The sequence below is a fragment of the Stenotrophomonas sp. JC08 genome, assembly GCF_052180205.1.
GTDB lineage: Bacteria > Pseudomonadota > Gammaproteobacteria > Xanthomonadales > Xanthomonadaceae > Stenotrophomonas.
This window is the reverse complement of record NZ_CP197473.1, coordinates 2,800,510-2,821,085: the sequence shown is the minus strand read 5'-3', so window position 1 is coordinate 2,821,085 and position 20,576 is coordinate 2,800,510. Positions and strand designations below refer to the sequence as shown.

The following is a 20,576-nucleotide window of genomic DNA, read 5'->3' as shown; positions in this document are numbered from 1 at the left end:
CCGACTGGGGATTGCCTTCGTGTGGAAGTTGGGGGTACAGTCAGGCCAAGCGCTACCAACGCTGTCCTTTCGACGCCCCGGCCCTGACGCCGGGGTTCGTCGTTCTGGCCCCCGGCAAGCTAGCTCATAGGGGGATCCTCCAGGCAGGGCGGGATGGCCCGAAGTCTCTTCAGTTGCATGTGCAGCGTCTCTGCAGCCTTGGAGTGCGCCTCCGGCTTCAGTCCCAATGCGAGCGCGATCCTGTGCGCCTCGCCGCGCCGCCCCCTCGTTCGGCCTGAAAGCACGGCATAGACGTTCTCGCGGCGAAATCCGTGTGAATCAGCCCATTCAGATACGGAGATGCCGGCGTGCTCAAAAGCATGGCGGAGGTTGTTGAGTACCTGTGGGCGATCGGCCATGGTTACGACCTAGGTTGGAATTCTTTACAATATGGAGCGATGATAGTAAAAAGTAAAGAAACCCGACTTTACGGCAAGAAACTAAGGTCAGAGCGCCTGCGCTTGGGGCTGACCCAAGCCGCTCTTGCCGAATCAGGGGGCGTCAGCAAGGCGACCCAAGTGGCGTACGAAGCGGATGCGACCCGGCCCGATATCAGCTATCTGTCGAGGATCGCCGAGGTGGGTGTCGACATCCTGTGGCTGGCGACGGATCGGCGCGCCGCACGTGACGTCGACTGGGACCTGATGGACGAGATTCTGGAGTTGATCGAAGAGTGGGCGTCAGAGCGGGATAAGCCCACAACACGCTCGGACCGGAAGAACCTGTTGGCCGCGCTATATGCGCAGTTCAACCATCAGGGAAGCGTTGATCCCGCAGCTGCTGCGACGATATTCAGGCTCGCCAAATGACTGGCTCACGCAAGAAGGGTCGACTGACTCCCCAGCAACGGCAGGAAGTTCGCGACAGGTTGCGCTCCGTGGACAACGAGGGCCCGGAAGGGTCCATCGCACGGATCCGTAGAGTCGTCTCGCATCCCCCGACAGGCGGCAATCCCCGGCGATATCGCTTCGGACTGGCCATGGTGTTGCTTGCCGTCTTCCAGATGCTGATGGTCGTAGTGCTGCCTGATGATGATCGCCGTTGGACGTTCTTCGGGTTCGCGTGGCTGACTTTGCTCGTTGGGGCGTGGCAAATCGACAAGGCCGGGAAAAGTTAACAGGTGACTCGATCAAGCCATTTGGCAGAGGCTTTTGTGAGGAATATCGCTGCTTGGGCATTTAGGTTCACACGAGGTCGCCAATCGCCGCTCCCAGATCACGGCGTTGGGTTGGTATGCCATTAGGCCTTCCCTTGTAACTAAAGCAGATGGTGCCTTAGCACTGCCGATCAGGGGGCTTCGCACTAGAGCTCAAGATTTGACTCCTTGTCCCCTTGAAAGGAGTGACGCACGTCACCATCCTGATGCAAAGACGGTCAAGGAAGTCTCGTCGCAACTTTTGAGAGCCCTGGACCTGATAGTTGCTGGAAAGTGACCTTTCTCAGGGGGAAACAGGACGTGACTCAGCAGTACTCATCTACTGGTGCGGGAGTGGTAGACGTTGCGCTCCCCTCTGATCCAATCGTTGACGCCGCTACGAACCCTTTCAGGGTTCTGGCTCTCTCAGGAGGGGGTTACAGGGGGCTATATACAGCTCAAGTGCTGGCCGACCTCGAAGCTCATATCCAAGCGCCTATCGCCTCTCGATTCGACCTGATCGCAGGAACCTCTATTGGAGGCATTCTGGCGCTAGCTCTCTCGCTCGAAGTTCCTGCCGCTAGGATGGTTGAGCTGTTCACGGCTCATGGGCATGAGATTTTCAAAGCCCGCACTTCTGCTTGGGGCGTCTGGCGCTCAAAATACACACAGCTCGCGCTGCTGGATCTACTCCGAGGAGAGGACCTCTACGGACAGAAGACGCTGGGACACTGCAGCCGAAGGGTCATCGTACCGGCCATTGACTACAGCAACGGGGTGCCCGTGCTGTTCAAGACGCCTCATCATCCCGATCTGACAAGGGACCATGCATACGCGGCGACCGATGTGGCGCTTGCCACTAGCGCGGCTCCAGGCTATTTCCCGCGACATTGCTTCGACAATCGTCAGTTCATCGACGGGGGGCTGTTCGCCAATGCGCCTGGTCTCTTGGCCGTACATGAAGCGCAACACTATCTGGGTGCAAAACGGGATGATATTCATGTCCTATCTGTAGGCACGATGTCATCCCGTTTCACCGTTGACCCAAGCTCGGGGCGCGATGGCGGAACGTTGGACTGGGGCGGATTCAATCCGGTAAATACACCACAGCGCCTTTTCGGGATTGCGATCTCTTCGCAGGAATCCCTCGTGAATTCCATGCTCTCGCACAGGGTCAAAACAGGCCAGTATCACCATATCGACGAGCCCTTGACCGATGAAAAGGCGAGATCAGTCGCCCTCGACAAGACCGACTATGCAGCACAGGAAGCACTGATCGGCGCCGCTCGTCAATCATCGAAAGTCGCGCTGGGCAACTCAATATTTCGCGAACTTCTTAGAAGTCCCGCTGAGAATCCCACGTTCTATTACGGCCCCAATGCAACCGAAGAAGGAGTTACCCATGCTTAACCTGCACAAGCTCTTTCTCAATGACGACAACCCCATCAGCTTAGATAAGGTCATCACGCCTACAGATGATCAGAAGCGTCAGCTGCAGGAAGCAAAGAACGTCATCCGTGATCACCTGCGCAAGAGTATCCGGGAGGCAACCGTCACGGTCTTGGGCATGTCCCACATGGTCTCACCACGGTTCCGCACGCAGGGTTCATGGGCTTATCGGACCTGCATCCAAGGAGCACACCTTCCACCTCAGGAGATGGATTGGGACTTCGGCGTGTACTTGCCGGTGACCGCCTGGGAGGACACCGCACCTCCGCGAGCGATGGCGAAGCTGTATTTTGAATTCGTAGAACATTCACTGACCGAACTCTGCCTTACGCGCCCTTGGATTCTGGATCGCACCAACAATCGTTGCGTTCGCGTAAAGATCGCTAGTTGGGGTCACATCGACCTACCGCTTTATGCGGCGCCTGAAGAGAAGTTCCAGCACGTGTCCGAACGAGTTGTTCTGGACTCCGCGAAGGCCAGCGCCAACTACTTGCGCGAAAGCGCTGGACTGGAGGACTACTCTGACAGTGGCGAGATGCCCAACGATTTCTGGGTGTTGATGGAAGAGATCCACGTTGCCAAACGAGATGGCACTTGGCAGAAATCAGATCCGGAACAAGTCGCGAACTGGTTCGATGATCGCGTCACCGAGCATACCGATCAGTTGCGTCGAGTATGCCGCTACCTGAAAGCATGGCGCGATCACCACTGGGAAATCGGCGGTCCGTCTTCAGTCCTGTTGATGATCATTGCTTCACAGTCCTTCAAAGCAATTCGAGGAAGAGACGATCTCGCCCTCGAGAACGTGGCCCAAGTGCTTTCTCAGAAGCTATCGGGTGAGGTCCGCGAAGTCGGCATCGATTTCGGTGAAGAAGACTTTAATCGCCTCGATGCAGCTAAAAGAACTCAGGCAGCTGAGAAGGCTCGTGAGCTCTATCAGGCCATCCACTCTAGCCGTCACTATGGGCAAGGATTGATCGCATCAGCAATCCAGAACATGAGGAGACAGTTCGGCAATCGCATAGCGAACGAGCCTTCATTGGTGTCGATAGACACTGCTGCCGAGGTTCGCTCAGTCGAGCCTGTCCGGGTCGTTGCACCTGCAGTGGGCGCGACCAAGGCCGGCTAATCGATGAGCCAGCCAAGGAAGACGGCGCTTTCTTCCCTGCTGAGGTTCATGACCTCGCAAGGCTTCAAGCAGCTCCCAACTCGAGATGGGCTGTATAGCTTTTGCGGCTCGCTGCCCTGTACTGGTGGCGTGGCAAATGTCACGTTGACGATTGTCGATTGGGACTTTGTCAACTACCCCATCATTCAAGTCCACGAACTACCCGGTGGCTCACCGGCACTCATCCCTCATATCAGCGCATGGGGTGGGTTCTGCTACCTGGCACCCGGCTCAGTCGTACTTGATCGTTACAATCCCGATGTGGCGGTTGAACAATGTCTCGTACTTGCCAGGAAGGAGCTAGACCGCCTTCTTGGCAATCCCAGCTACAGACAAGGTGAGTTCCAAAGTGAGTTTGGCGCGAACTGGTCGATCGGCCAGGAACCCCTGCCTCGCCAAGTCCTGCTGGGGACTGTAAGTCCGGGCGACTCCGAGTCTGTCTCCTATCTTCTTCCCTTCAAGACACGTGCGGCAAATCTAATTTCATCCCTAGCGCTGGAGCCGGAGATGATTGCACGCGCATGTGGTTGGGAAGTACCACTGCGCGATGACTCTTCAAGTTGGATTCTCCGGTCCAATGAGATGCCCAAGCTTATGCCTAATGGGCTCCCTGCAACGATCGGGGAGATGTTCACATGGCTAAAGACCTGGGATCCTTCCCTCTATCGAAGGGTTTGCAGCGTCTTCTCTGGGCCTAGCTACCTGCGTTATGGCGAGATCACGTTCCTGATCCACTCCGCAGCGGGCTGGTTCGGCTTCTCCATGGAGATAGATAAAACACTAGCAGTGGCGTTCCGCCGCAAGCCCGGCCAGCTTCGTCAAAGGCTTCACACGGGACGTCGAGACACGGCGATCAGGGGGCGTGTCCGATTTTTTGTGTGTGAGGCGGTTTAGTCCGGAAGTCTCTTTCAGCGAGCCAGCGTGAATCGGTCTTCGTAGATTATCGCGAACTGGTTCATCGCCGCTTTCCAGTGCTGAGACGCGCGGCTCCACTCGGCGGTGATGTTCCGCAGCGCCAGCCAGATCAGCTTGGTGGCGGCCTCGTCGCTGGGGAAGTGGCCGCGGGTCTTGATGATCTTGCGCAGGCGCGCATGCACGCTCTCGATTGCGTTGGTCGTGTAGATCACCCGGCGCACGTCCGGCGGGAACGCGAAGAACGGCACCACGCGCGTCCAGGCACGGCGCCAGGCGGCGACCACCGTCGGGAAGCGCTCGCCCCAGTCGCCGGCCTCGAACGCATCCAGCTCGGCCTCTGCGGCCTCGGCGGTCGGGGCCGTGTAGATCGGCTTGATCGCCGCCGCCAGCGCCTTGCGGTCCTTCCAGCCCGCATAGTCCAGGCTGTTGCGGATCAGGTGCACGATGCAGGTCTGCAGCGTGGTCGCCGGGAACACCGCTTCCAGCGCCTCCGGGAAGCCCTTCAGGCCGTCAGCCACGCCGATCAGGATGTCGTTGACGCCGCGCGTCTTGAGGTCGTTGAACACCTTCATCCAGAACTTCGCGCCCTCGGTGTTCTCGATCCACAGCCCGAGGATGTCGCGGGTGCCGTCGGCCAGCACGCCCAGCGCCAGATACACCGCCTTGTTGCGCACCACGCCGTCCTCGCGGATCTTCACCCGCAGCGCGTCGAAGAACACCACCGGATACATCGCTTCCAGCGGCCGCGCCTGCCATGCGGTGACCTCGGCCATCACCTCGTCGGTGACCTTGCTGATGAACTCCGGCGACACCTCGACGCTGTACATCTCGGCCAGGTGCCCCTGGATCTCACGCACCGTCATGCCGCGGGCGTACATCGAGACGATCCGATCGTCGAACCCGGCGAAGCGACGCTCGTGCTTGGGGATCAGCTGCGGCTCGAACGTACCCGTCCGGTCGCGCGGCACGTCGATGCGCAGCGGACCCTCGTCGGTCAGCACCGTCTTGCCGCTGCGGCCGTTGCGGTGGTTGCCGCTCCCGCCCTCGGCGTCGGCCAGGTGCAGGCCGAGCTCCGCGCCCAGCGCCCGCTCGATCACGGCCTTCTTCAGCTGCTGGAACACGGCTTCGACCCCGGCCGCGTCCATCGGACCCGGGATCAGCTTCTCGAGAAATTCCTTCGGCAGATCAATGGCCGGCGTGACCACCGGCGTCTTCTTCTTGCGTGGCATACATGCTCCTTGGCAGCATCATGGTATGCCTCTCACACAAAATTTCTGACACGCTCCGATCAGGAGAGTGTCGGTCAATGAGATATCACCGGAATACATTCACAGCCGCAACTTGACCTTTCCTAGTCTCGCCGGCCGTCGTGTTGTCCTCATCGGCTGCGGCTCAATAGGAAGCTACTTGGCGCAGGCCCTGGTTAGGCTTGGGGCAGGATCGGGAGACGGCGAGCTACAACTCATCGACCACGACCACCTTTCTCCCGGCAACCTGGGACGACACGTCTTGGGTATCGAGTCCCTCTACCAAGCAAAGTCAGCTGCCCTTGCTGCGCTCCTGACGAGTCAGTTTCCCCACGCAAAGATCACCTCAAGCGTGCGGCGCGCGAAGCTTCCCAAGGACTTCAATGGAGCCAACCTCGTGATTGACGCAACCGGGGAGGAGTCTTTGAGTGAGGCTATTAACTACCACCGACTTGAACTTCCAGAGACCACTAGGCCTCACGCTCAACACGTGTGGGTGACAGGGAAAGGAGAGTGCGCACAAGTTCTCTGGGCTGATGGCGCCAAACATGCTTGTTACAGATGTATGGTCTTGAACGACGGTAAGCGGACACCACGGTACGATCTGGGCCTTCCACCGGATTCAGAAGTTGTGCAAGGATGCCAGACGTTTACCCCCTACGCCGTCTCCGCTCCGATGATGGCCAGCGCGCTCGCAATTGATCAAATTAGCGCGTGGCTTCGTGGAACGCCTTCGCCGCGATTCCGCACCCGGACGGTAGAAGGCAGCAGCGCCCGCAAACTCAAAAATCAGGACATCGAGCCCCTCAAGGATTGTCCTGCATGCCGCACGATCTGACTGCATCCGACGCGCTTGGCTTAGGAGCCCATCTCTTGACCTGATTAGCCCCGACCCTCAGCCGCGAGTCGCAGGATTTGCGCCGCCTGCGGCACAGCATGGTGCCACCTGAAGCCAACGAGGTGGCGCCATGGGCATCAACCGCGTGCAGTTCCAACCCGGCCTCTCGATGAGCGAGTTCATCCACCGCTACGGCACCGAAGCAAAGTGTTACCGGGCCTTGTACAAGTGGCGCTGGCCTGAAGGCTACCGCTGCCCGGCCTGTGCCGGACGCGCGCGTTCGCGATTCAGGCGCGGCGATGCGATCTACTACCAGTGCCGCGCTTGCCGGCATCAGACGACCTTGACGGCGGGCACCCTGTTGGAAGGCACCAAACTGCCGCTGCGCACCTGGATGCTGGCGATGCACCTGCTTACCTCGACCAAGACCAATTTGGCTGCGCTGGAACTGATGCGCCACCTGGGCGTGAACTACAAGACCGCCTGGCGCCTGAAGCACAAGGTCATGCAGGCCATGACCGAGCGGGAGGATTCCAGAAAACTCCAGGGTTTCGTGCAGCTTGACGACGCCTATTTGGGCGGCGAGCGCAACGGCGGCAAGCCCGGGCGCGGATCGGAGAACAAGCAGGCGTTCGTGATCGCAGTGCAGACGGACGAACACCTCGAACGCCCGGCCTTCGCAGTGATCGAGCCGGTCCGCAGCTTCGACAACGCCTCGCTCAACGACTGGATCACGCGCCGCCTGGCACCTGAGTGCGAGGTCTACAGTGACGGCTTGGCTTGCTTCCGCCGGCTCGAAGACGCCGGCCACGCCCACACAACGCTCGACACCGGCGGCGGCCGCGCCGCCACCGAAGTGTCTGGAGCGCGATGGGTTAACGTCGTGCTGGGCAACCTCAAGCGGGCGATCAGTGGCACCTACCATGCCGTCAAACAAGCCAAGTACGCGCGGCGCTACCTGGCCGAAGCGGCGTACCGTTTCAACCGCCGGTTCCGCCTGCGCGAGACGCTGTCGCGACTTGCGACCGCGATGATGCGGTGCAAACCATGTCCGGAGCCGCGTCTGCGGATTGCGAGCAACTTTCTTGGCTGAGAGTCGGGGCTAATCAGGTCTCTTGATTCAGGCGGAGGTGGTTGAGCTCATTCGTGGATTCTGCCAACGAGGCATTGATGCACCGGAATCGGGAGGAGTATTGCTGGGGTACCGACGTGGTGCTCATCTGCATGTGACCAAAGCGACCACACCAACGATCCATGATCGTTGCTCACGCACTTCATTTGAGCGTGCCGCTGAGGGTCATCAAGCTGCGGCCTTGGAGCATTGGTCATCCTCTTCAGGCACAGGTGATTACCTGGGTGAGTGGCACACCCATCCTCAGGTTCACCCTGCGCCTTCGGACACTGACCTGGTTGAGTGGAAGAAGATTCTTGCTGGACCCAACCCCCAAAAGATGGTCTTTCTAGTCGTCGGCACCCAGACGATATGGGCCGGTGTTGGGTCTGCTGGCGTAGTGAGGCAGGTCCAGCTTGAGTAGAGGGCAAGTAGAAATTGCTCTACCCAACCCATCCTTCTGTCACGCCAACCGAGACCGATAGGGCTTGCTCAACGAAACGTAGAAGGGGTCGTTTGCGGGAGGGGGCGGAATCCTACGCTAAGGCTTTGGCCAGCGATATTCTCCGGTGAGATTGATGTGTTCCCATCCGAGCGGCGAAACATGGGCCAAGAGATCGGGCGATAGCAGCTTTCCATCGCGTTTCTGGTTTGCAACGACCTCGCCGAGCTTCATGGTGTTCCAGAAGATGATGATGGCGGCGAGCAGATTCATGCCGGCGATGCGGTAATGCTGGCCTTCGGCGGAACGGTCGCGGATTTCACCGCGGCGGTGGAAGCTGATTGCCCGCTTCAGCGCATGATGAGCTTCGCCTTTGTTGAGCCCGATCTGGGCACGCCGTTGGAGTTCGGCATCCAGAATCCAGTCGATCATGAACAGGGTGCGCTCGACGCGACCGACTTCCCGCAGGGCTGTCGCGAGCTCGTTCTGCCGCGGATAGGAGGCGAGTTTCCGCAGAATCTGGCTTGGCGCGACGGTCCCGGCAGCAATGGTGGCGGCGATGCGCAGGATGTCGGGCCAATTGCGCTCGATCATGGCTTGGTTGACCTTTCCGCCGATCAACGCTCGCAGGTGCGCCGGGGCGGCCGACGGATTGAACGCGTAGAGCCGTTTGGATGGCAGGTCGCGGATGCGCGGAGCGAACCGGTAGCCGAGAATGGCACATGCGGCAAAGACGTGATCGGTGAAGCCGCCCGTGTCGGTGAACTGCTCGCGGATATGGCGTCCAGCATCGTTCATCAGCAGGCCATCGAGGATGTAAGGCGCTTCGCTTGCCGTTGCAGGAATCACCTGGGTTGCGAACGGCGCATATTGGTCGGAGACGTGGCTATAGGCTTTCAGGCCCGGGGTATTGCCATATTTCGCGTTGACCAGGTTCATGGCCTCACCTTGCTCTGTAGCGACGAAGAACTGTCCGTCGCTCGAAGCCGACGTGCCCATGCCCCAGAACCGGGCCATGGGTAACGCTGCCTGTGCCTCGACCACCATGGCCAGCGCCCGGTCATAGGCTTCGCCCTCGACATGCCACCGTCCAATGCGGATCAATTCCCAGAAGGTGTGGGTGTTTGTCGCATCCGCCATTTTGCGCAAGCCGAGGTTGATCCCTTCCGCCAAGATAACGTTCATTAGCCCGATCCGGTCAGCGCAGGGTGCTCCTGTGCGCAGATGGGTGAACGCTTCGGTGAAGCCGGTCGCCGCATCCACCTCCAGCAGGAGATCGGTGATGCGCGTGGGCGGGATCTGCTTGTAGAGATCGAGCACCAGATCTTCGGCGCCTGTCGGCGCGGCGGCTTCGAGTTTCTCGATATGCAGAACGCCGTTTTCAATCGACCCGCCCGGGATCGTGCCTGCGCGAGCGGCACGGCCAAGCTCGCGCAACCGCATGTCGAGGCGAGCTTGCCGGTCTGCCAGCCATTCCTCCGGCCGCAATGGCACAGCGAGACGACCGCCTTCCGCGATGGATTGTGCCGGAACGAGTGCGTGTTTCAGATCGCCATAGCGCCGGGACCTAGTAAGCCAGACATCTCCGGAGCGGAACGCATCGCGCAGATGGAACAGCACCGCGATCTCCCATAGGCGAGCGTCGCCAGCCCTCTGGGCCCGAAGGTGGCGATGCCATTTCGAGCTGGGCCGCAAGAAGCTGGTCATCGCGGCATCGTTCAAACCGGTACGAAGGGCCGTCACCGCTTCCAGAAGCGGCAGTGCAACGGGCGCAGCTCGCAGATCGAGCAGGCGCAACATGCGTGGAGCGTATCGGCGGAAGCGGTGATAACCGTCGAGCACATGATTGAGCGGATCGTCGGCCATGGTGGCGGTCAGCCTGGTTGCCATTGCAACAAGGGTTTTTAAGCCGTCCCACCCTGACCCACTCGCGATGACATCGCCCAGCGGCTGGCCATCATCCTGTGCATCGACCAGGGCGCCCCCGATCTCGGCGAAGGATTTCAGGGTGTCACGCACCACCCCCGCTTCGTCTGCGACCTTTGCATGGCAAATACGCTCCGAAGCACGGTAGAGACGGCCGACGATCCGGTCGTGGGTTTCGACCACTGCGTCGGCCAACATCGCCTGCCATTCCGAGACGCAAACAGCCAAGATCGCAAGCCGCCTGTCCTCCGGGAGATCGCGCATGCCGTCGGCATAATACCGTTCACCCTGCCTGCGCAGACGAGTCACCCGATGGGCAGGAACGCCGGCAAGCAGATCCTCGGGGAGATCGACGCGTTGCAGATATTCGAGCCGGTCGAGCAGCCGGTTGGCCGACGAAGAGTTCGAGCCAGGCTCGAACTGGCGCAGCCACACAAAACGGGTCACCCGATCATCAGCCGTCTCCTCGAGCAATGCCAGCAACTGTTCTCGGATCGACATAGGCAGCCGACTGGCGATCCTCGTCTCGATGCGTCGCTCGGCATCGACGAGAGCCGCGGCACAAAGCCGCTCGATCGTGGATGTCGCGGGAAGGACAGTGCGGGTGCGTCGGCACTCGGCTACGAAGCGACGGGCGATATCCTCGTTCGACACCGCCATCTCGGCTTCTCGGAACAACCATTCCTTCAGCTCGCTCGCACCACGTCCGGAGAAGGTGCGGAAGCCGTAGAGCCCCCGTAACTCGGCAAGATGCTCGTGCCGTGTTTCCTCGCGGGCAGCATAGTCTACGAGATCGTCGGCACCCAGGCCAAGCTGCGCTCCGATAAATTCGATGACCTCTGCAGGGATCAGTTCGCCTGGAGCCAGCACCCGGCCGGGATAGCGCAGGACACACAATTGCAGGGCGAAGCCGAACCTGTTGTGAGCGCGCCGACGCAGCCTGATATGCCCAAAGTCTTCATCACTCAGCGTATAGTGCTTGAGCAAATCCGTCTGTGAAGTCGGCAAGCGCAACAGCGCGTCTTTCTGCCGATCGGTTAGAGTGACGCGACGCGGCATACATGTTCCTTTTTCAAAATCTGATAGCGTTCAAGACGCTTTGTTTATGAAGCTGGTTGAGATACATTTCCAGAGGTCAATGCAATCGTGGCCGAAGCGCCGCCTCAAACCAACGTTTGTGATACATGCTGATCGGATATGCCCGCGTCTCCAAAGCCGATGGCTCGCAGTCTCTCGACCTGCAGCACGACGCCTTGCGCGCCGCAGGTGTCGAACGGGACAATATCTATGATGATCTTGCTTCCGGCGGTCGTGATGATCGCCCTGGCTTGACTGCCTGCCTCAAGTCATTGCGTGACGGCGATGTGCTGGTGGTCTGGAAGCTCGATCGCCTCGGACGATCGCTTGCCCATCTGGTCAACACGGTGAAGGAGCTGTCAGACCGCAAGATCGGCCTGCGGGTTCTGACTGGAAAGGGCGCTCAGAGGCACTGTTGCAAAGTTAGCGATGAGGCAGCCTTTTGTCTTATTCAAAGGCCTTACATTTCAAAAACTCTGCTTACCAGGCGCATTTCGCCCAGGGGATCACCATAATAAAATGCTGAGGCCTGGCCTTTGCGTAGTGCACGCATCACCTCAATACCTTTGATGGTGGCGTAAGCCGTCTTCATGGATTTAAATCCCAGCGTGGCGCCGATTATCCGTTTCAGTTTGCCATGATCGCATTCAATCACGTTGTTCCGGTACTTAATCTGTCGGTGTTCAACGTCAGACGGGCACCGGCCTTCGCGTTTGAGCAGAGCAAGCGCGCGACCATAGGCGGGCGCTTTATCCGTGTTGATGAATCGCGGGATCTGCCACTTCTTCACGTTGTTGAGGATTTTACCCAGAAACCGGTATGCAGCTTTGCTGTTACGACGGGAGGAGAGATAAAAATCGACAGTGCGGCCCCGGCTGTCGACGGCCCGGTACAGATACGCCCAGCGGCCATTGACCTTCACGTAGGTTTCATCCATGTGCCACGGGCAAAGATCGGAAGGGTTACGCCAGTACCAGCGCAGCCGTTTTTCCATTTCAGGCGCATAACGCTGAACCCAGCGGTAAATCGTGGAGTGATCGACATTCACTCCGCGTTCAGCCAGCATCTCCTGCAGCTCACGGTAACTGATGCCGTATTTGCAGTACCAGCGTACGGCCCACAGAATGATGTCACGCTGAAAATGCCGGCCTTTGAATGGGTTCATGTGCAGCTCCATCAGCAAAAGGGGATGATAAGTTTATCACCACCGACTATTTGCAACAGTGCCCCTGCAGATGATCGACAGCACCGTGATCCGCGCCCACCATCAGGCAGCGGGCGCTAAAGGGGGACTCCGCGACAGGGTTTCGGCCGTTCTCGAGGTGGCTTTACGACCAAAATCCACCTCCTCGTCAATGCACACGGGCTTCCCATGAGGGCAGAGATTACGCCAGGCCAGACGTCAGACTATCTCGGCTTCGATCTGGTGATGGCGGATAATCTGCCCCGCCCGAGTGTGCTGCTCGCGGATCGCGGCTACGATGCAGACAAGATCAGAGACGGCATGGAGGGGCGCAACGTCCTGCCCGTGATACCGATGCGCAAGTCTCGCAAGAAGCGGATTGGTGTCGATCGCTCCCTGTATCGCCTGCGTAATCTGGTCGAACGCTGCTTCAACAAACTCAAAAACGCCAGGCGTGTCGCGACCCGCTACGACAAAACCGCGGAAAGCTTCCTCGGCTTCATTGACATCACGTCGATCCGTCTCTGGATCCGCCATTTGTCAACATGACCTAGCCAAGAAGCCTCTCTCCGCACCGAACTGGTAAGCCGGGCAATCGAGGAAGCCACTCCCCTGATTGCCGGTTTTGAAAACATTGCAGTGCTCGAGCATCTCGATGTCGCGGTGCCACCAGCTGCCAGATTGGTCCAATCCTAGCCACCGACGGTATGTTGGTGCAGCACGATACGCCATACTTGCCCGATAAACACATAGGTAGATGAGCAAAATGCGGCGTAAGGCTGTTCACCCCGCTTCGCCTGCGCCTCGTAGCTGAAAACGACGACATTTTCTGTCGGCAGTTGCCAATGCCCCCCCTCAATTGTGACCTCGTCCCAGCGGGCGAAATTTCCGAGGCTGGCCAAAATTTCCTGCCGTGTCAAAATACCGATCGGCTTTGGAAAAACCATGAAACACTCCGGTGCCATGATCTTATCGAAAGCCTCGGAGCCTTCCAGCCAGAGCCTACGCTCCAACCCGGCAATCTGCTCTTTCAGTGCTGCATGCATGTCGGTTTCTCCTTATGCCGAGGGAATTGAGGCTCAGCGCGGCCCGGCGTCCGCGGACCGCGACCACAACTGCGTACACATGGTAGCCAACGCCGTAGCCAGCATGCAGGCCATCAGCGCCATGCCACTTCCCAGCGTCTCGACCAGGAGACCCGTTAGGAGGGCAATTGGTATCCCTGCCGCCAAAGTCAGAACTGCACTCGCGCTTTGCACCCGTCCGCGCAGATGCTGAGGCGCTTGGATGAAGAGCATAGTGTTCAGGGCGACACCCAAAGGGGCCAGCAGAAGCCCATAGATGAAGGCCAACGGGAGGATGGCTGGGAGAGGCGGAAGAAGCGCCACCGGCACCATTGCCAATGACGCGACAATCACGAGAAGTGCAGTGAACTGCCCGGCCAGCTTTGGAAAGATCGTCAGCAGCAAGGCACCGCAGAGCGATCCGGCGCCGATCGAGGAAGCGGCCAAACCGAATTCCTGAGGCGCTCTGGCAGCCTGATGAAAAAGGGAGGGTAGCAGCACGCTCGTAGTAGTGCTGGTAAAACCCACCACCACCATGACAAGCAACGTCAGATAGGCGAGCGGAGGAGCGCGAAATATAAAGCCGAACGCCGAGAGCATGCCGCCATCATTACGCTTAGTGCGTCGGCGCGCCTCTGGGAGCCAGACGGCAATCAGAAGCGCCGAAAGCATGCTGCATGTGAAGGCGATGACCAGGGCCACGCTCGCACCGCCAAAGCCGATAGAGATACCAGCAAGGGCCGGACCGGCCACGAAGGACGCATTGCCGATCAGCGACTTGAGCGAAACGGCACGCGCCAGCGGGATCTGGCCAAGCCGCGCCAGTTCTGGAATGCGATTATCTTGCGCCGTCATGCCGGGGCTGTCGAGCAGCGCGCCCGCAGCCACCAGCACGGCGATGAAAGGCAGCGCTTCAGGCCCGAGCTGCACTATGGCAGGAACCGCACCCACGCAGACAGCGCTCGCCAATCCCGCGATGATCGCGACCCTGCGCGCGCCATGCCGATCGATCAGCGCCCCTCCGAAAAAAGCGCCGATAACCAAAGCAATAAGGCTCGCGCTTGCAATCGCTCCGGCCCAGAGCCCGCTGCCGCTGAGATCGAGTACCAACCACGGCAGGGCGACGGCGGCAAACGCATTGCCCAGGCGAAACAGGCACCCTGCGGCAAGTACACCCAGGAGCGGGGCCGCGGACCGACGGAGCGTCAAATCCCTGGCGCCGACAAAAGCCCCTGGGCACCCTCCAGATGCTCTGCGCTGCCCGTCTTAAGGGCGAACATAGCATATCGGATGCCCTCGGCGCTCTGCAGCATCTTGCAATGCTCAACTATACGCGGCCAGGTTTGTCCCCCCGCCGCCTCGTAGTGACCGAGGAGGTCGCGCAGGCTAGCTTCGCCGAACACCTTGAGATGTCCAGCCAGATCGATTCCAGGATCGCCGATATGAGCCTCACTCCAGTCGATTATCCCGCAGACAGTACCGTCCGATTTGACCATGACATGCCCGACATAAAGATCGCCGTGCACTGAGGCGGCATGGGTAGGCCAGAATGACAAGTCAGCAAGCCAAGCGCGCCAGAGGGCAAGTCTTGCTGCCGGTACCTCAAAGCTTTTCTCGACAGTTTCGAGATCGCGCGTCCAGTTCTCTCGTACGGCATCGATACTGAGATTGCTTAGCCCCGCGCTAATTGCATCGTCGGTGTCGAGCCCATGCAATTGCGCGAGCGCCGCGCCCAGCGTTTCAACATAGACCGGAGAATTCTGGTCAAAGTGCCAGGTCGTCTCATAGGTCGAGGCGTCAAATGTCAGCCCCGGATTGCCCGGCAGGGAGGGGTAGGCGATGAGATCATCGCTAAAGACCTTCCAGTCCGGCACAGCGACTGGCAGCCGACTGCGGAAATAGTCGAGTATCTTCGCTTCCTTGACTGCCGCACATGCCACGTCCGTCCGGCGCGGCATCCGCAAAACCCACTCTACAGCGTCCCCATCCCTGCCGAAAGCAACTTGGAAATCGAGGCCCATTTCGTTGAGCCTAAGGGAACCGGGCGCAAGCTCCAAGCCTGCCTCCCTGGCCAGCTTCAGTATTCGGTCCGTGTCGTGCAGCATCGCATATCTCATTTATAACTTGCGCGTATGTTATAAACTGATGGAGCAATTGTCAATCGTTTGGCGCAATGCCATTGCCGGGAAAGATCAGGTCCAGCTGAAGCCGTATGTGATCGAGGATATGCCGTTTGAGTTCGCTTGGGCTGTCCACACCCGCCTGAAGTGCTGCGCCCTGCATGGTGGCCTGGATAAGACTTGCCAGCATATCATTTTGCCCCTCGGAAGCGTCGGGCAGTCGCTCCGAGATGGCGTTTCTGATAAGGCGGTTCCTGGCCTTGGCAATGGTATTGAGTTCCTTGTCTACCATGTCGTCGCGCAGCATCATCAGCAGAGATGGCAACCGGTCGTCGCTACCCATCGAATTCACGAGAGTACGAAGGAAAGTCCAGACGTCATCGACACCCTGATGAGAGGGCGCCTCTTGCAAGTACTCTTCGAGCATCTGGAGCCCGCGTTCTGCGACCCGCAGTTGCAGGCCGTCGCGATTCTGGAAGCGTTGAATCAAGGCGGCTCGGCTGAGGCCTACTTCCGTGGCAACGTCAGACAGGGTGAACGCCTCACGTTGAGGGCGCAACATGATCTTCAGAGCCGCATCAAGGACGGTATTGTCATCGACGGTTTTGGGTCTCGGCACGCAATCACCCCGACTGTTGGAATGCGCAAACTCTATATAACTGTCGCGTCAGTTACAATTGAGGTATTTGAGAAGCGGGCGCTACGGTGATTTCCATTTCAAGGCTGGGGCGGTCCAGTTGATTTGCGGGGGTCGACGATTTGTTGAACGAAACTGGCGTTTTACGGGCGCCGAGCGGTGTAATCGCCTGCTGTATCGCGCATTGTTCCGATGTCACTGAGAAGCCTATCGCTCGCATAGAAGAGCTCACACCGCGCCAAACTTCGCGCCCGCCAGCTACCTATGAATTCGGCTAAAACTCTAAGAAATTCTAGGTCATGTTGACAAATGGCGGATCCAGAGACGGATCGACGTGATGTCAATGAAGCCGAGGAAGCTTTCCGCGGTTTTGTCGTAGCGGGTCGCGACACGCCTGGCGTTTTTGAGTTTGTTGAAGCAGCGTTCGACCAGATTACGCAGGCGATACAGGGAGCGATCGACACCAATCCGCTTCTTGCGAGACTTGCGCATCGGTATCACGGGCAGGACGTTGCGCCCCTCCATGCCGTCTCTGATCTTGTCTGCATCGTAGCCGCGATCCGCGAGCAGCACACTCGGGCGGGGCAGATTATCCGCCATCACCAGATCGAAGCCGAGATAGTCTGACGGGCACTGTTGCAAAGTTAGCGATGAGGCAGCCTTTTGTCTTATTCAAAGGCCTTACATTTCAAAAACTCTGCTTACCAGGCGCATTTCGCCCAGGGGATCACCATAATAAAATGCTGAGGCCTGGCCTTTGCGTAGTGCACGCATCACCTCAATACCTTTGATGGTGGCGTAAGCCGTCTTCATGGATTTAAATCCCAGCGTGGCGCCGATTATCCGTTTCAGTTTGCCATGATCGCATTCAATCACGTTGTTCCGGTACTTAATCTGTCGGTGTTCAACGTCAGACGGGCACCGGCCTTCGCGTTTGAGCAGAGCAAGCGCGCGACCATAGGCGGGCGCTTTATCCGTGTTGATGAATCGCGGGATCTGCCACTTCTTCACGTTGTTGAGGATTTTACCCAGAAACCGGTATGCAGCTTTGCTGTTACGACGGGAGGAGAGATAAAAATCGACAGTGCGGCCCCGGCTGTCGACGGCCCGGTACAGATACGCCCAGCGGCCATTGACCTTCACGTAGGTTTCATCCATGTGCCACGGGCAAAGATCGGAAGGGTTACGCCAGTACCAGCGCAGCCGTTTTTCCATTTCAGGCGCATAACGCTGAACCCAGCGGTAAATCGTGGAGTGATCGACATTCACTCCGCGTTCAGCCAGCATCTCCTGCAGCTCACGGTAACTGATGCCGTATTTGCAGTACCAGCGTACGGCCCACAGAATGATGTCACGCTGAAAATGCCGGCCTTTGAATGGGTTCATGTGCAGCTCCATCAGCAAAAGGGGATGATAAGTTTATCACCACCGACTATTTGCAACAGTGCCTCAGCAATCATATTTTTAAATTATATAACTCCCAACTGAGCTTTTGCTCCAACGATAAGGCTTTCATTTTGAGTTTCTAAGGCAAATAAACCATACATCAAAGGAGAGGCCGCTGCTCTTTCTAAAGTCTGTTCATATAGTTTATTCCAAACTTTACCCCCTAGTTTTTCATACTCGATGATTAGAGTTTTGAGGCTTTCTTCTCCAAACAAAGTTACATGCCCAGCAAAATCAATCGCTGGGTCATCTATATGGGCTGTTGACCAATCAATAACGCCTGAAACAGCTCCATCCTTTGAAGCTAGTACATGCCCAGCATATAAATCGCCATGTATAAATTGGGTGAAATCTGCCCATAGAACATCATTATCCAACCATTTTCTGTAGCGGGTTTCCAATTGCTCACTTATACCAATTTCAGATTTTACTAACTGCAAATTGTTTGCTATTTCAGGTCTTAAATCTGAAGGTTTCATAATTTTCAAATCATTTTCCCGAACTTCTTTTTCAGGAATACTATGGATTTCAAATAAGGTTTTTGCCAAAGATGTTATGTATTTCGGGCTATCTTTGTCCATATTCCAAATTATTTCATAGGTTTCAGCATCCAAATTTAAAACAGGATTATCTTTAAGTATGGGATAAGCCACTAATTCTGTAGATGAAATTCTCCAATCAGGAACCTCTACAGAAAGATGTTTTTTTACCAATTCTAAAATGCGTTTTTCTTTCTTGATTTGTTCCCTCATGCCATCACGACGAGGAATACGCAGCAACCATTGTTGCCCCTTTGTATCAAGAGCAAAAACGACCTTAAAATCAATGCCCATTTCATTGAAATTCATTTTGTCCGTAAGCAACAAGCCGTGTGCTTCAGCAAGTGATTGAATATCTTGAATTGTCATTTTTAATTTCCTTTAAAGAGTTCAATAATTAATGTTCGGATTAGATTGGCTATCATTAACAATCTCTCTCAAAAGTCTTGATGATTTTGTGGTCTTTGATCTCGTAGATAATGTCAGCAATATTATCGACCAATTGCTTGTCATGAGATACGAAGATAATAGTTCCTGCATAGGACTTCATCATTGTTTCTAATGCGGCAATACTTTTTAGGTCAAGATAGTTTCCTGGTTCATCCATAAGCAAAATATTATATTTTCCTAAAAGCATTTTGGATAAAAGCAGTTTGATGATTTCACCTCCCGATAAGTCGGATAAGTTTTTTTGAATATCATTCGCTCCGATCCCCATTGAAGCCAATACTGCACGAATTTCCGCAACTGTGTACTCGCACTCTTCCTGCATAAAGGAGAGCACAGATTTATGCGTGTTAAATTTATATCCTGTTTGTGTAAAGTAGCCAATTTCAGCTTTTGGAGATATGGTTAATCCATCAGCACGTTCTGATATCATTTTTAACAAGGACGTTTTCCCTGTTCCATTCGATCCAGTTATAGCGACTTTAGCGCCAAGCGGTATTATAAAGTTAGCGTCATCAAAGATAGTACGGCTACCAAATTTTAAGCTCAGACCATCTGCCGTAATCGGGAACTTATTGTGCAGTTCTAGGGCTGAACTTTGACGAAAACGAATAGAACGCAAATGCTCTGGTGCTTGAATATCTTCTAATGCAGCCAAACGCTTTTCCATACTCTTAGCTGCCTGATACAGTTTTCTTTGCTTGGTGCCAGTCATTTTTGCATGCCCAAGTCGTCCAGCACTTTCGGTAGAGTTTTTGGATTTTTCTCCTTTTTTCTTATTGTCTAATCGATTAGCTTGCTGGCGTTTTTCTTGCACAGCAGATTCTAATCGCTCCCGTTCCTTCATCATCAGCTCATATTCTACGGCTTGGTGTTGTCGCTCTTCTTCTTTTTGACGCAAGTAATCCGAGTAACCACCCCAATATTCCGTAATTTTACCGTCTTTTAACTCCCATATCTTGTCTACAACCATATCAAGAAAATATCGGTCATGACTGATAACAAGTAATGCTCCATCAAATGCTTTAAGTTGACCAATAAGTAGATCTATTCCATTGAGATCAAGGTGGCTGGTTGGTTCATCCGCTAGAATGCCATGTACTTGTTGGGAAAATGCGGCAGCAATTTTTGCACGAGTTTCCTCTCCGCCACTCATTGTGTCGTTTTGTACATTGGAAACACCAAGGCGAGATAACATTGCCCGGTCTTCGACCGTTTCTATTTCGATTCCGCCCAGTTGGCTGATATGTGCAAAATCACCAAAACGCTGTAATGTCGCTTCGGCTAAAACAATTTCGCCATTAAGTACTTTGAGTAAACTACTCTTTCCTGCTCCGTTATCACCCACAAGACCAATACGGTCATAAGAGTGAATTTCCAATTCATCAATATCCAAAACATCACGCCCAGCATAATCCAAGCGTATGTTTCTCGCTTTAATAATTAAACTCATTTTTATTTACTCCTGTTTAGCTCTTGAAATTTTTTATGCAGCAAACAGGATTTAGGTGAAAACAAAAGCTAGCATCACAGTGTCCTCCCAAAAAAAAGCTATTCATCCACAGGGTGGACAAATAGCTAGTCAATTAAGTTATAACTGGAAACTATGCACTAAAAGCATACTTATAAATTAAGCATACTTTTACTTTATATATCCGCATATATTCTTAAAGACACAACAAAAGCCCACCATTATAAAATAGTGTCACTATGCAAATAGTTGTGTCTTAACGAATGCGGATAGAATGCATAAACTTACCTAAAAAATAAAATTCAGTTTTATGATAACTTTA

General features: G+C 55.9%; 20 protein-coding genes and 2 pseudogenes. 10 read left to right on the top strand and 12 right to left on the bottom strand.

All coding sequences use genetic code 11. The features are described from left to right. Positions 1 to 119: 119 nt before the first annotated feature. The gene (locus ACSBPQ_RS12925) at positions 120 to 398 is read right to left on the bottom strand and encodes a DNA-binding protein (protein ID WP_414547115.1); all 279 of its coding nucleotides are present in this window, start codon (positions 396 to 398) and stop codon (positions 120 to 122) included. On the opposite strand from ACSBPQ_RS12925, the gene ACSBPQ_RS12920 reads away from it, so the two are divergent. From ACSBPQ_RS12920 to ACSBPQ_RS12900, 5 genes are all read left to right on the top strand, one after another. Beyond that, positions 348 to 848: a helix-turn-helix domain-containing protein gene (locus ACSBPQ_RS12920; RefSeq protein ID WP_442682516.1), complete on the top strand. Its 501-nt coding sequence runs from the start codon at positions 348 to 350 to the stop codon at positions 846 to 848. The two genes, ACSBPQ_RS12925 and ACSBPQ_RS12920, sit on opposite strands and share 51 nt — an antisense overlap. A gap of 170 nt (positions 849 to 1,018) precedes the next feature. Further along, positions 1,019 to 1,156 carry a hypothetical protein gene (locus ACSBPQ_RS12915; RefSeq protein WP_442682515.1) on the top strand — a complete coding sequence of 46 codons (138 nt, stop codon included), beginning with the start codon at positions 1,019 to 1,021 and terminating at the stop codon, positions 1,154 to 1,156. A gap of 480 nt (positions 1,157 to 1,636) precedes the next feature. Then, on the top strand, positions 1,637 to 2,584 hold the full coding sequence (locus ACSBPQ_RS12910; RefSeq protein ID WP_442682514.1) for a CBASS cGAMP-activated phospholipase: 948 nt from the start codon (positions 1,637 to 1,639) through the stop codon (positions 2,582 to 2,584). After that, the gene (locus ACSBPQ_RS12905) at positions 2,577 to 3,752 is read left to right on the top strand and encodes a CBASS cGAMP synthase (RefSeq protein ID WP_442682513.1); all 1,176 of its coding nucleotides are present in this window, start codon (positions 2,577 to 2,579) and stop codon (positions 3,750 to 3,752) included. The genes ACSBPQ_RS12910 and ACSBPQ_RS12905 overlap by 8 nt, the downstream gene beginning before the upstream one ends. 48 nt (positions 3,753 to 3,800) lie before the next feature. Beyond that, entirely contained in the window at positions 3,801 to 4,685 is an 885-nt protein-coding gene (locus ACSBPQ_RS12900) for a hypothetical protein (protein ID WP_442682512.1), read from the top strand. Positions 4,686 to 4,699: 14 nt separating this feature from the next. Here ACSBPQ_RS12900 and ACSBPQ_RS12895 read toward each other — a convergent pair whose 3' ends face one another. Next, positions 4,700 to 5,935 (bottom strand): IS256-like element ISEc58 family transposase, encoded by a 1,236-nt coding sequence (locus ACSBPQ_RS12895; protein ID WP_001137513.1) that lies wholly within the window; start codon positions 5,933 to 5,935, stop codon positions 4,700 to 4,702. A gap of 67 nt (positions 5,936 to 6,002) precedes the next feature. Here ACSBPQ_RS12895 and ACSBPQ_RS12890 point away from each other — a divergent pair, with 67 nt between their 5' ends. The 3 genes from ACSBPQ_RS12890 to ACSBPQ_RS12880 all read left to right on the top strand — a co-directional run bounded on the left by ACSBPQ_RS12890 (position 6,003) and on the right by ACSBPQ_RS12880 (position 8,326). After that, entirely contained in the window at positions 6,003 to 6,791 is a 789-nt protein-coding gene (locus ACSBPQ_RS12890) for a ThiF family adenylyltransferase (protein ID WP_442682511.1), read from the top strand. Between the two features lie 130 nt (positions 6,792 to 6,921). Then, entirely contained in the window at positions 6,922 to 7,884 is a 963-nt protein-coding gene (locus ACSBPQ_RS12885; protein WP_442682510.1) for an IS1595 family transposase, read from the top strand. A gap of 37 nt (positions 7,885 to 7,921) precedes the next feature. Beyond that, the gene (locus ACSBPQ_RS12880) at positions 7,922 to 8,326 is read left to right on the top strand and encodes a Mov34/MPN/PAD-1 family protein (protein WP_442682509.1); all 405 of its coding nucleotides are present in this window, start codon (positions 7,922 to 7,924) and stop codon (positions 8,324 to 8,326) included. Positions 8,327 to 8,443: 117 nt separating this feature from the next. On the opposite strand, the gene ACSBPQ_RS12875 is transcribed toward ACSBPQ_RS12880, so the two are convergent. Beyond that, positions 8,444 to 11,329 carry a Tn3 family transposase gene (locus tag ACSBPQ_RS12875; RefSeq protein ID WP_032494790.1) on the bottom strand — a complete coding sequence of 962 codons (2,886 nt, stop codon included), beginning with the start codon at positions 11,327 to 11,329 and terminating at the stop codon, positions 8,444 to 8,446. 125 nt (positions 11,330 to 11,454) lie between these two features. Here ACSBPQ_RS12875 and ACSBPQ_RS12870 point away from each other — a divergent pair, with 125 nt between their 5' ends. Continuing rightward, positions 11,455 to 11,862: a recombinase family protein gene (locus ACSBPQ_RS12870; protein WP_012360777.1), complete on the top strand. Its 408-nt coding sequence runs from the start codon at positions 11,455 to 11,457 to the stop codon at positions 11,860 to 11,862. On the opposite strand, the gene ACSBPQ_RS12865 is transcribed toward ACSBPQ_RS12870, so the two are convergent. Further along, on the bottom strand, positions 11,808 to 12,512 hold the full coding sequence (locus ACSBPQ_RS12865) for an IS6-like element IS26 family transposase (protein WP_001067855.1): 705 nt from the start codon (positions 12,510 to 12,512) through the stop codon (positions 11,808 to 11,810). The two genes, ACSBPQ_RS12870 and ACSBPQ_RS12865, sit on opposite strands and share 55 nt — an antisense overlap. 58 nt (positions 12,513 to 12,570) lie before the next feature. Here ACSBPQ_RS12865 and ACSBPQ_RS12860 point away from each other — a divergent pair. Further along, positions 12,571 to 13,079: pseudogene (locus tag ACSBPQ_RS12860) on the top strand (IS5 family transposase); the annotation flags it as partial. Between the two features lie 143 nt (positions 13,080 to 13,222). Here ACSBPQ_RS12860 and ACSBPQ_RS12855 read toward each other — a convergent pair. From ACSBPQ_RS12855 to msr(E), 8 genes and pseudogenes are all read right to left on the bottom strand, one after another. After that, positions 13,223 to 13,576 (bottom strand): nuclear transport factor 2 family protein, encoded by a 354-nt coding sequence (locus tag ACSBPQ_RS12855; RefSeq protein WP_031943237.1) that lies wholly within the window; start codon positions 13,574 to 13,576, stop codon positions 13,223 to 13,225. Between the two features lie 33 nt (positions 13,577 to 13,609). Then, positions 13,610 to 14,803, bottom strand: coding sequence for a macrolide resistance MFS transporter Mrx(F) (mrx(F), locus tag ACSBPQ_RS12850; protein WP_031943236.1), 1,194 nt, complete (start codon positions 14,801 to 14,803; stop codon positions 13,610 to 13,612). Continuing rightward, on the bottom strand, positions 14,800 to 15,699 hold the full coding sequence (locus tag ACSBPQ_RS12845) for an Mph(F) family macrolide 2'-phosphotransferase (RefSeq protein ID WP_021263608.1): 900 nt from the start codon (positions 15,697 to 15,699) through the stop codon (positions 14,800 to 14,802). The genes mrx(F) and ACSBPQ_RS12845 overlap by 4 nt, the downstream gene beginning before the upstream one ends. Before the next feature lie 52 nt (positions 15,700 to 15,751). Then, complete coding sequence (mphR(F), locus tag ACSBPQ_RS12840; RefSeq protein WP_021263609.1) at positions 15,752 to 16,333, bottom strand: macrolide resistance transcriptional regulator MphR(F); 582 nt, start codon at positions 16,331 to 16,333, stop codon at positions 15,752 to 15,754. Between the two features lie 315 nt (positions 16,334 to 16,648). Next, a pseudogene (locus ACSBPQ_RS12835) lies at positions 16,649 to 16,978 on the bottom strand (transposase); the annotation flags it as partial. A 54-nt stretch (positions 16,979 to 17,032) separates the two neighbouring features. Further along, positions 17,033 to 17,737, bottom strand: a complete 705-nt coding sequence (locus ACSBPQ_RS12830; RefSeq protein ID WP_001067855.1) for an IS6-like element IS26 family transposase — start codon at positions 17,735 to 17,737, stop codon at positions 17,033 to 17,035. 83 nt (positions 17,738 to 17,820) lie between these two features. After that, positions 17,821 to 18,705, bottom strand: a complete 885-nt coding sequence (locus ACSBPQ_RS12825) for an Mph(E) family macrolide 2'-phosphotransferase (RefSeq protein ID WP_000155092.1) — start codon at positions 18,703 to 18,705, stop codon at positions 17,821 to 17,823. Positions 18,706 to 18,760: 55 nt separating this feature from the next. After that, positions 18,761 to 20,236 (bottom strand): ABC-F type ribosomal protection protein Msr(E), encoded by a 1,476-nt coding sequence (msr(E), locus tag ACSBPQ_RS12820; RefSeq protein WP_000052512.1) that lies wholly within the window; start codon positions 20,234 to 20,236, stop codon positions 18,761 to 18,763. Between the last annotated feature and the right edge of the window lie 340 nt (positions 20,237 to 20,576).

What these genes read in the sequence shown, in the direction of transcription:
- ACSBPQ_RS12925 (WP_414547115.1), bottom strand. Translation starts at nt 398, where the DNA reads ATGGCCGATCGCCCACAGGTACTCAACAACCTCCGCCATGCTTTTGAG.
- ACSBPQ_RS12915 (WP_442682515.1), top strand. Translation starts at nt 1,019, where the DNA reads ATGGTGTTGCTTGCCGTCTTCCAGATGCTGATGGTCGTAGTGCTGCCT.
- ACSBPQ_RS12905 (WP_442682513.1), top strand. Translation starts at nt 2,577, where the DNA reads ATGCTTAACCTGCACAAGCTCTTTCTCAATGACGACAACCCCATCAGC.
- ACSBPQ_RS12900 (WP_442682512.1), top strand. Translation starts at nt 3,801, where the DNA reads ATGACCTCGCAAGGCTTCAAGCAGCTCCCAACTCGAGATGGGCTGTAT.
- ACSBPQ_RS12895 (WP_001137513.1), bottom strand. Translation starts at nt 5,935, where the DNA reads ATGCCACGCAAGAAGAAGACGCCGGTGGTCACGCCGGCCATTGATCTG.
- ACSBPQ_RS12885 (WP_442682510.1), top strand. Translation starts at nt 6,922, where the DNA reads ATGGGCATCAACCGCGTGCAGTTCCAACCCGGCCTCTCGATGAGCGAG.
- ACSBPQ_RS12875 (WP_032494790.1), bottom strand. Translation starts at nt 11,329, where the DNA reads ATGCCGCGTCGCGTCACTCTAACCGATCGGCAGAAAGACGCGCTGTTG.
- ACSBPQ_RS12870 (WP_012360777.1), top strand. Translation starts at nt 11,455, where the DNA reads ATGCTGATCGGATATGCCCGCGTCTCCAAAGCCGATGGCTCGCAGTCT.
- ACSBPQ_RS12865 (WP_001067855.1), bottom strand. Translation starts at nt 12,512, where the DNA reads ATGAACCCATTCAAAGGCCGGCATTTTCAGCGTGACATCATTCTGTGG.
- ACSBPQ_RS12855 (WP_031943237.1), bottom strand. Translation starts at nt 13,576, where the DNA reads ATGCATGCAGCACTGAAAGAGCAGATTGCCGGGTTGGAGCGTAGGCTC.
- ACSBPQ_RS12845 (WP_021263608.1), bottom strand. Translation starts at nt 15,699, where the DNA reads ATGCTGCACGACACGGACCGAATACTGAAGCTGGCCAGGGAGGCAGGC.
- ACSBPQ_RS12830 (WP_001067855.1), bottom strand. Translation starts at nt 17,737, where the DNA reads ATGAACCCATTCAAAGGCCGGCATTTTCAGCGTGACATCATTCTGTGG.
- ACSBPQ_RS12825 (WP_000155092.1), bottom strand. Translation starts at nt 18,705, where the DNA reads ATGACAATTCAAGATATTCAATCACTTGCTGAAGCACACGGCTTGTTG.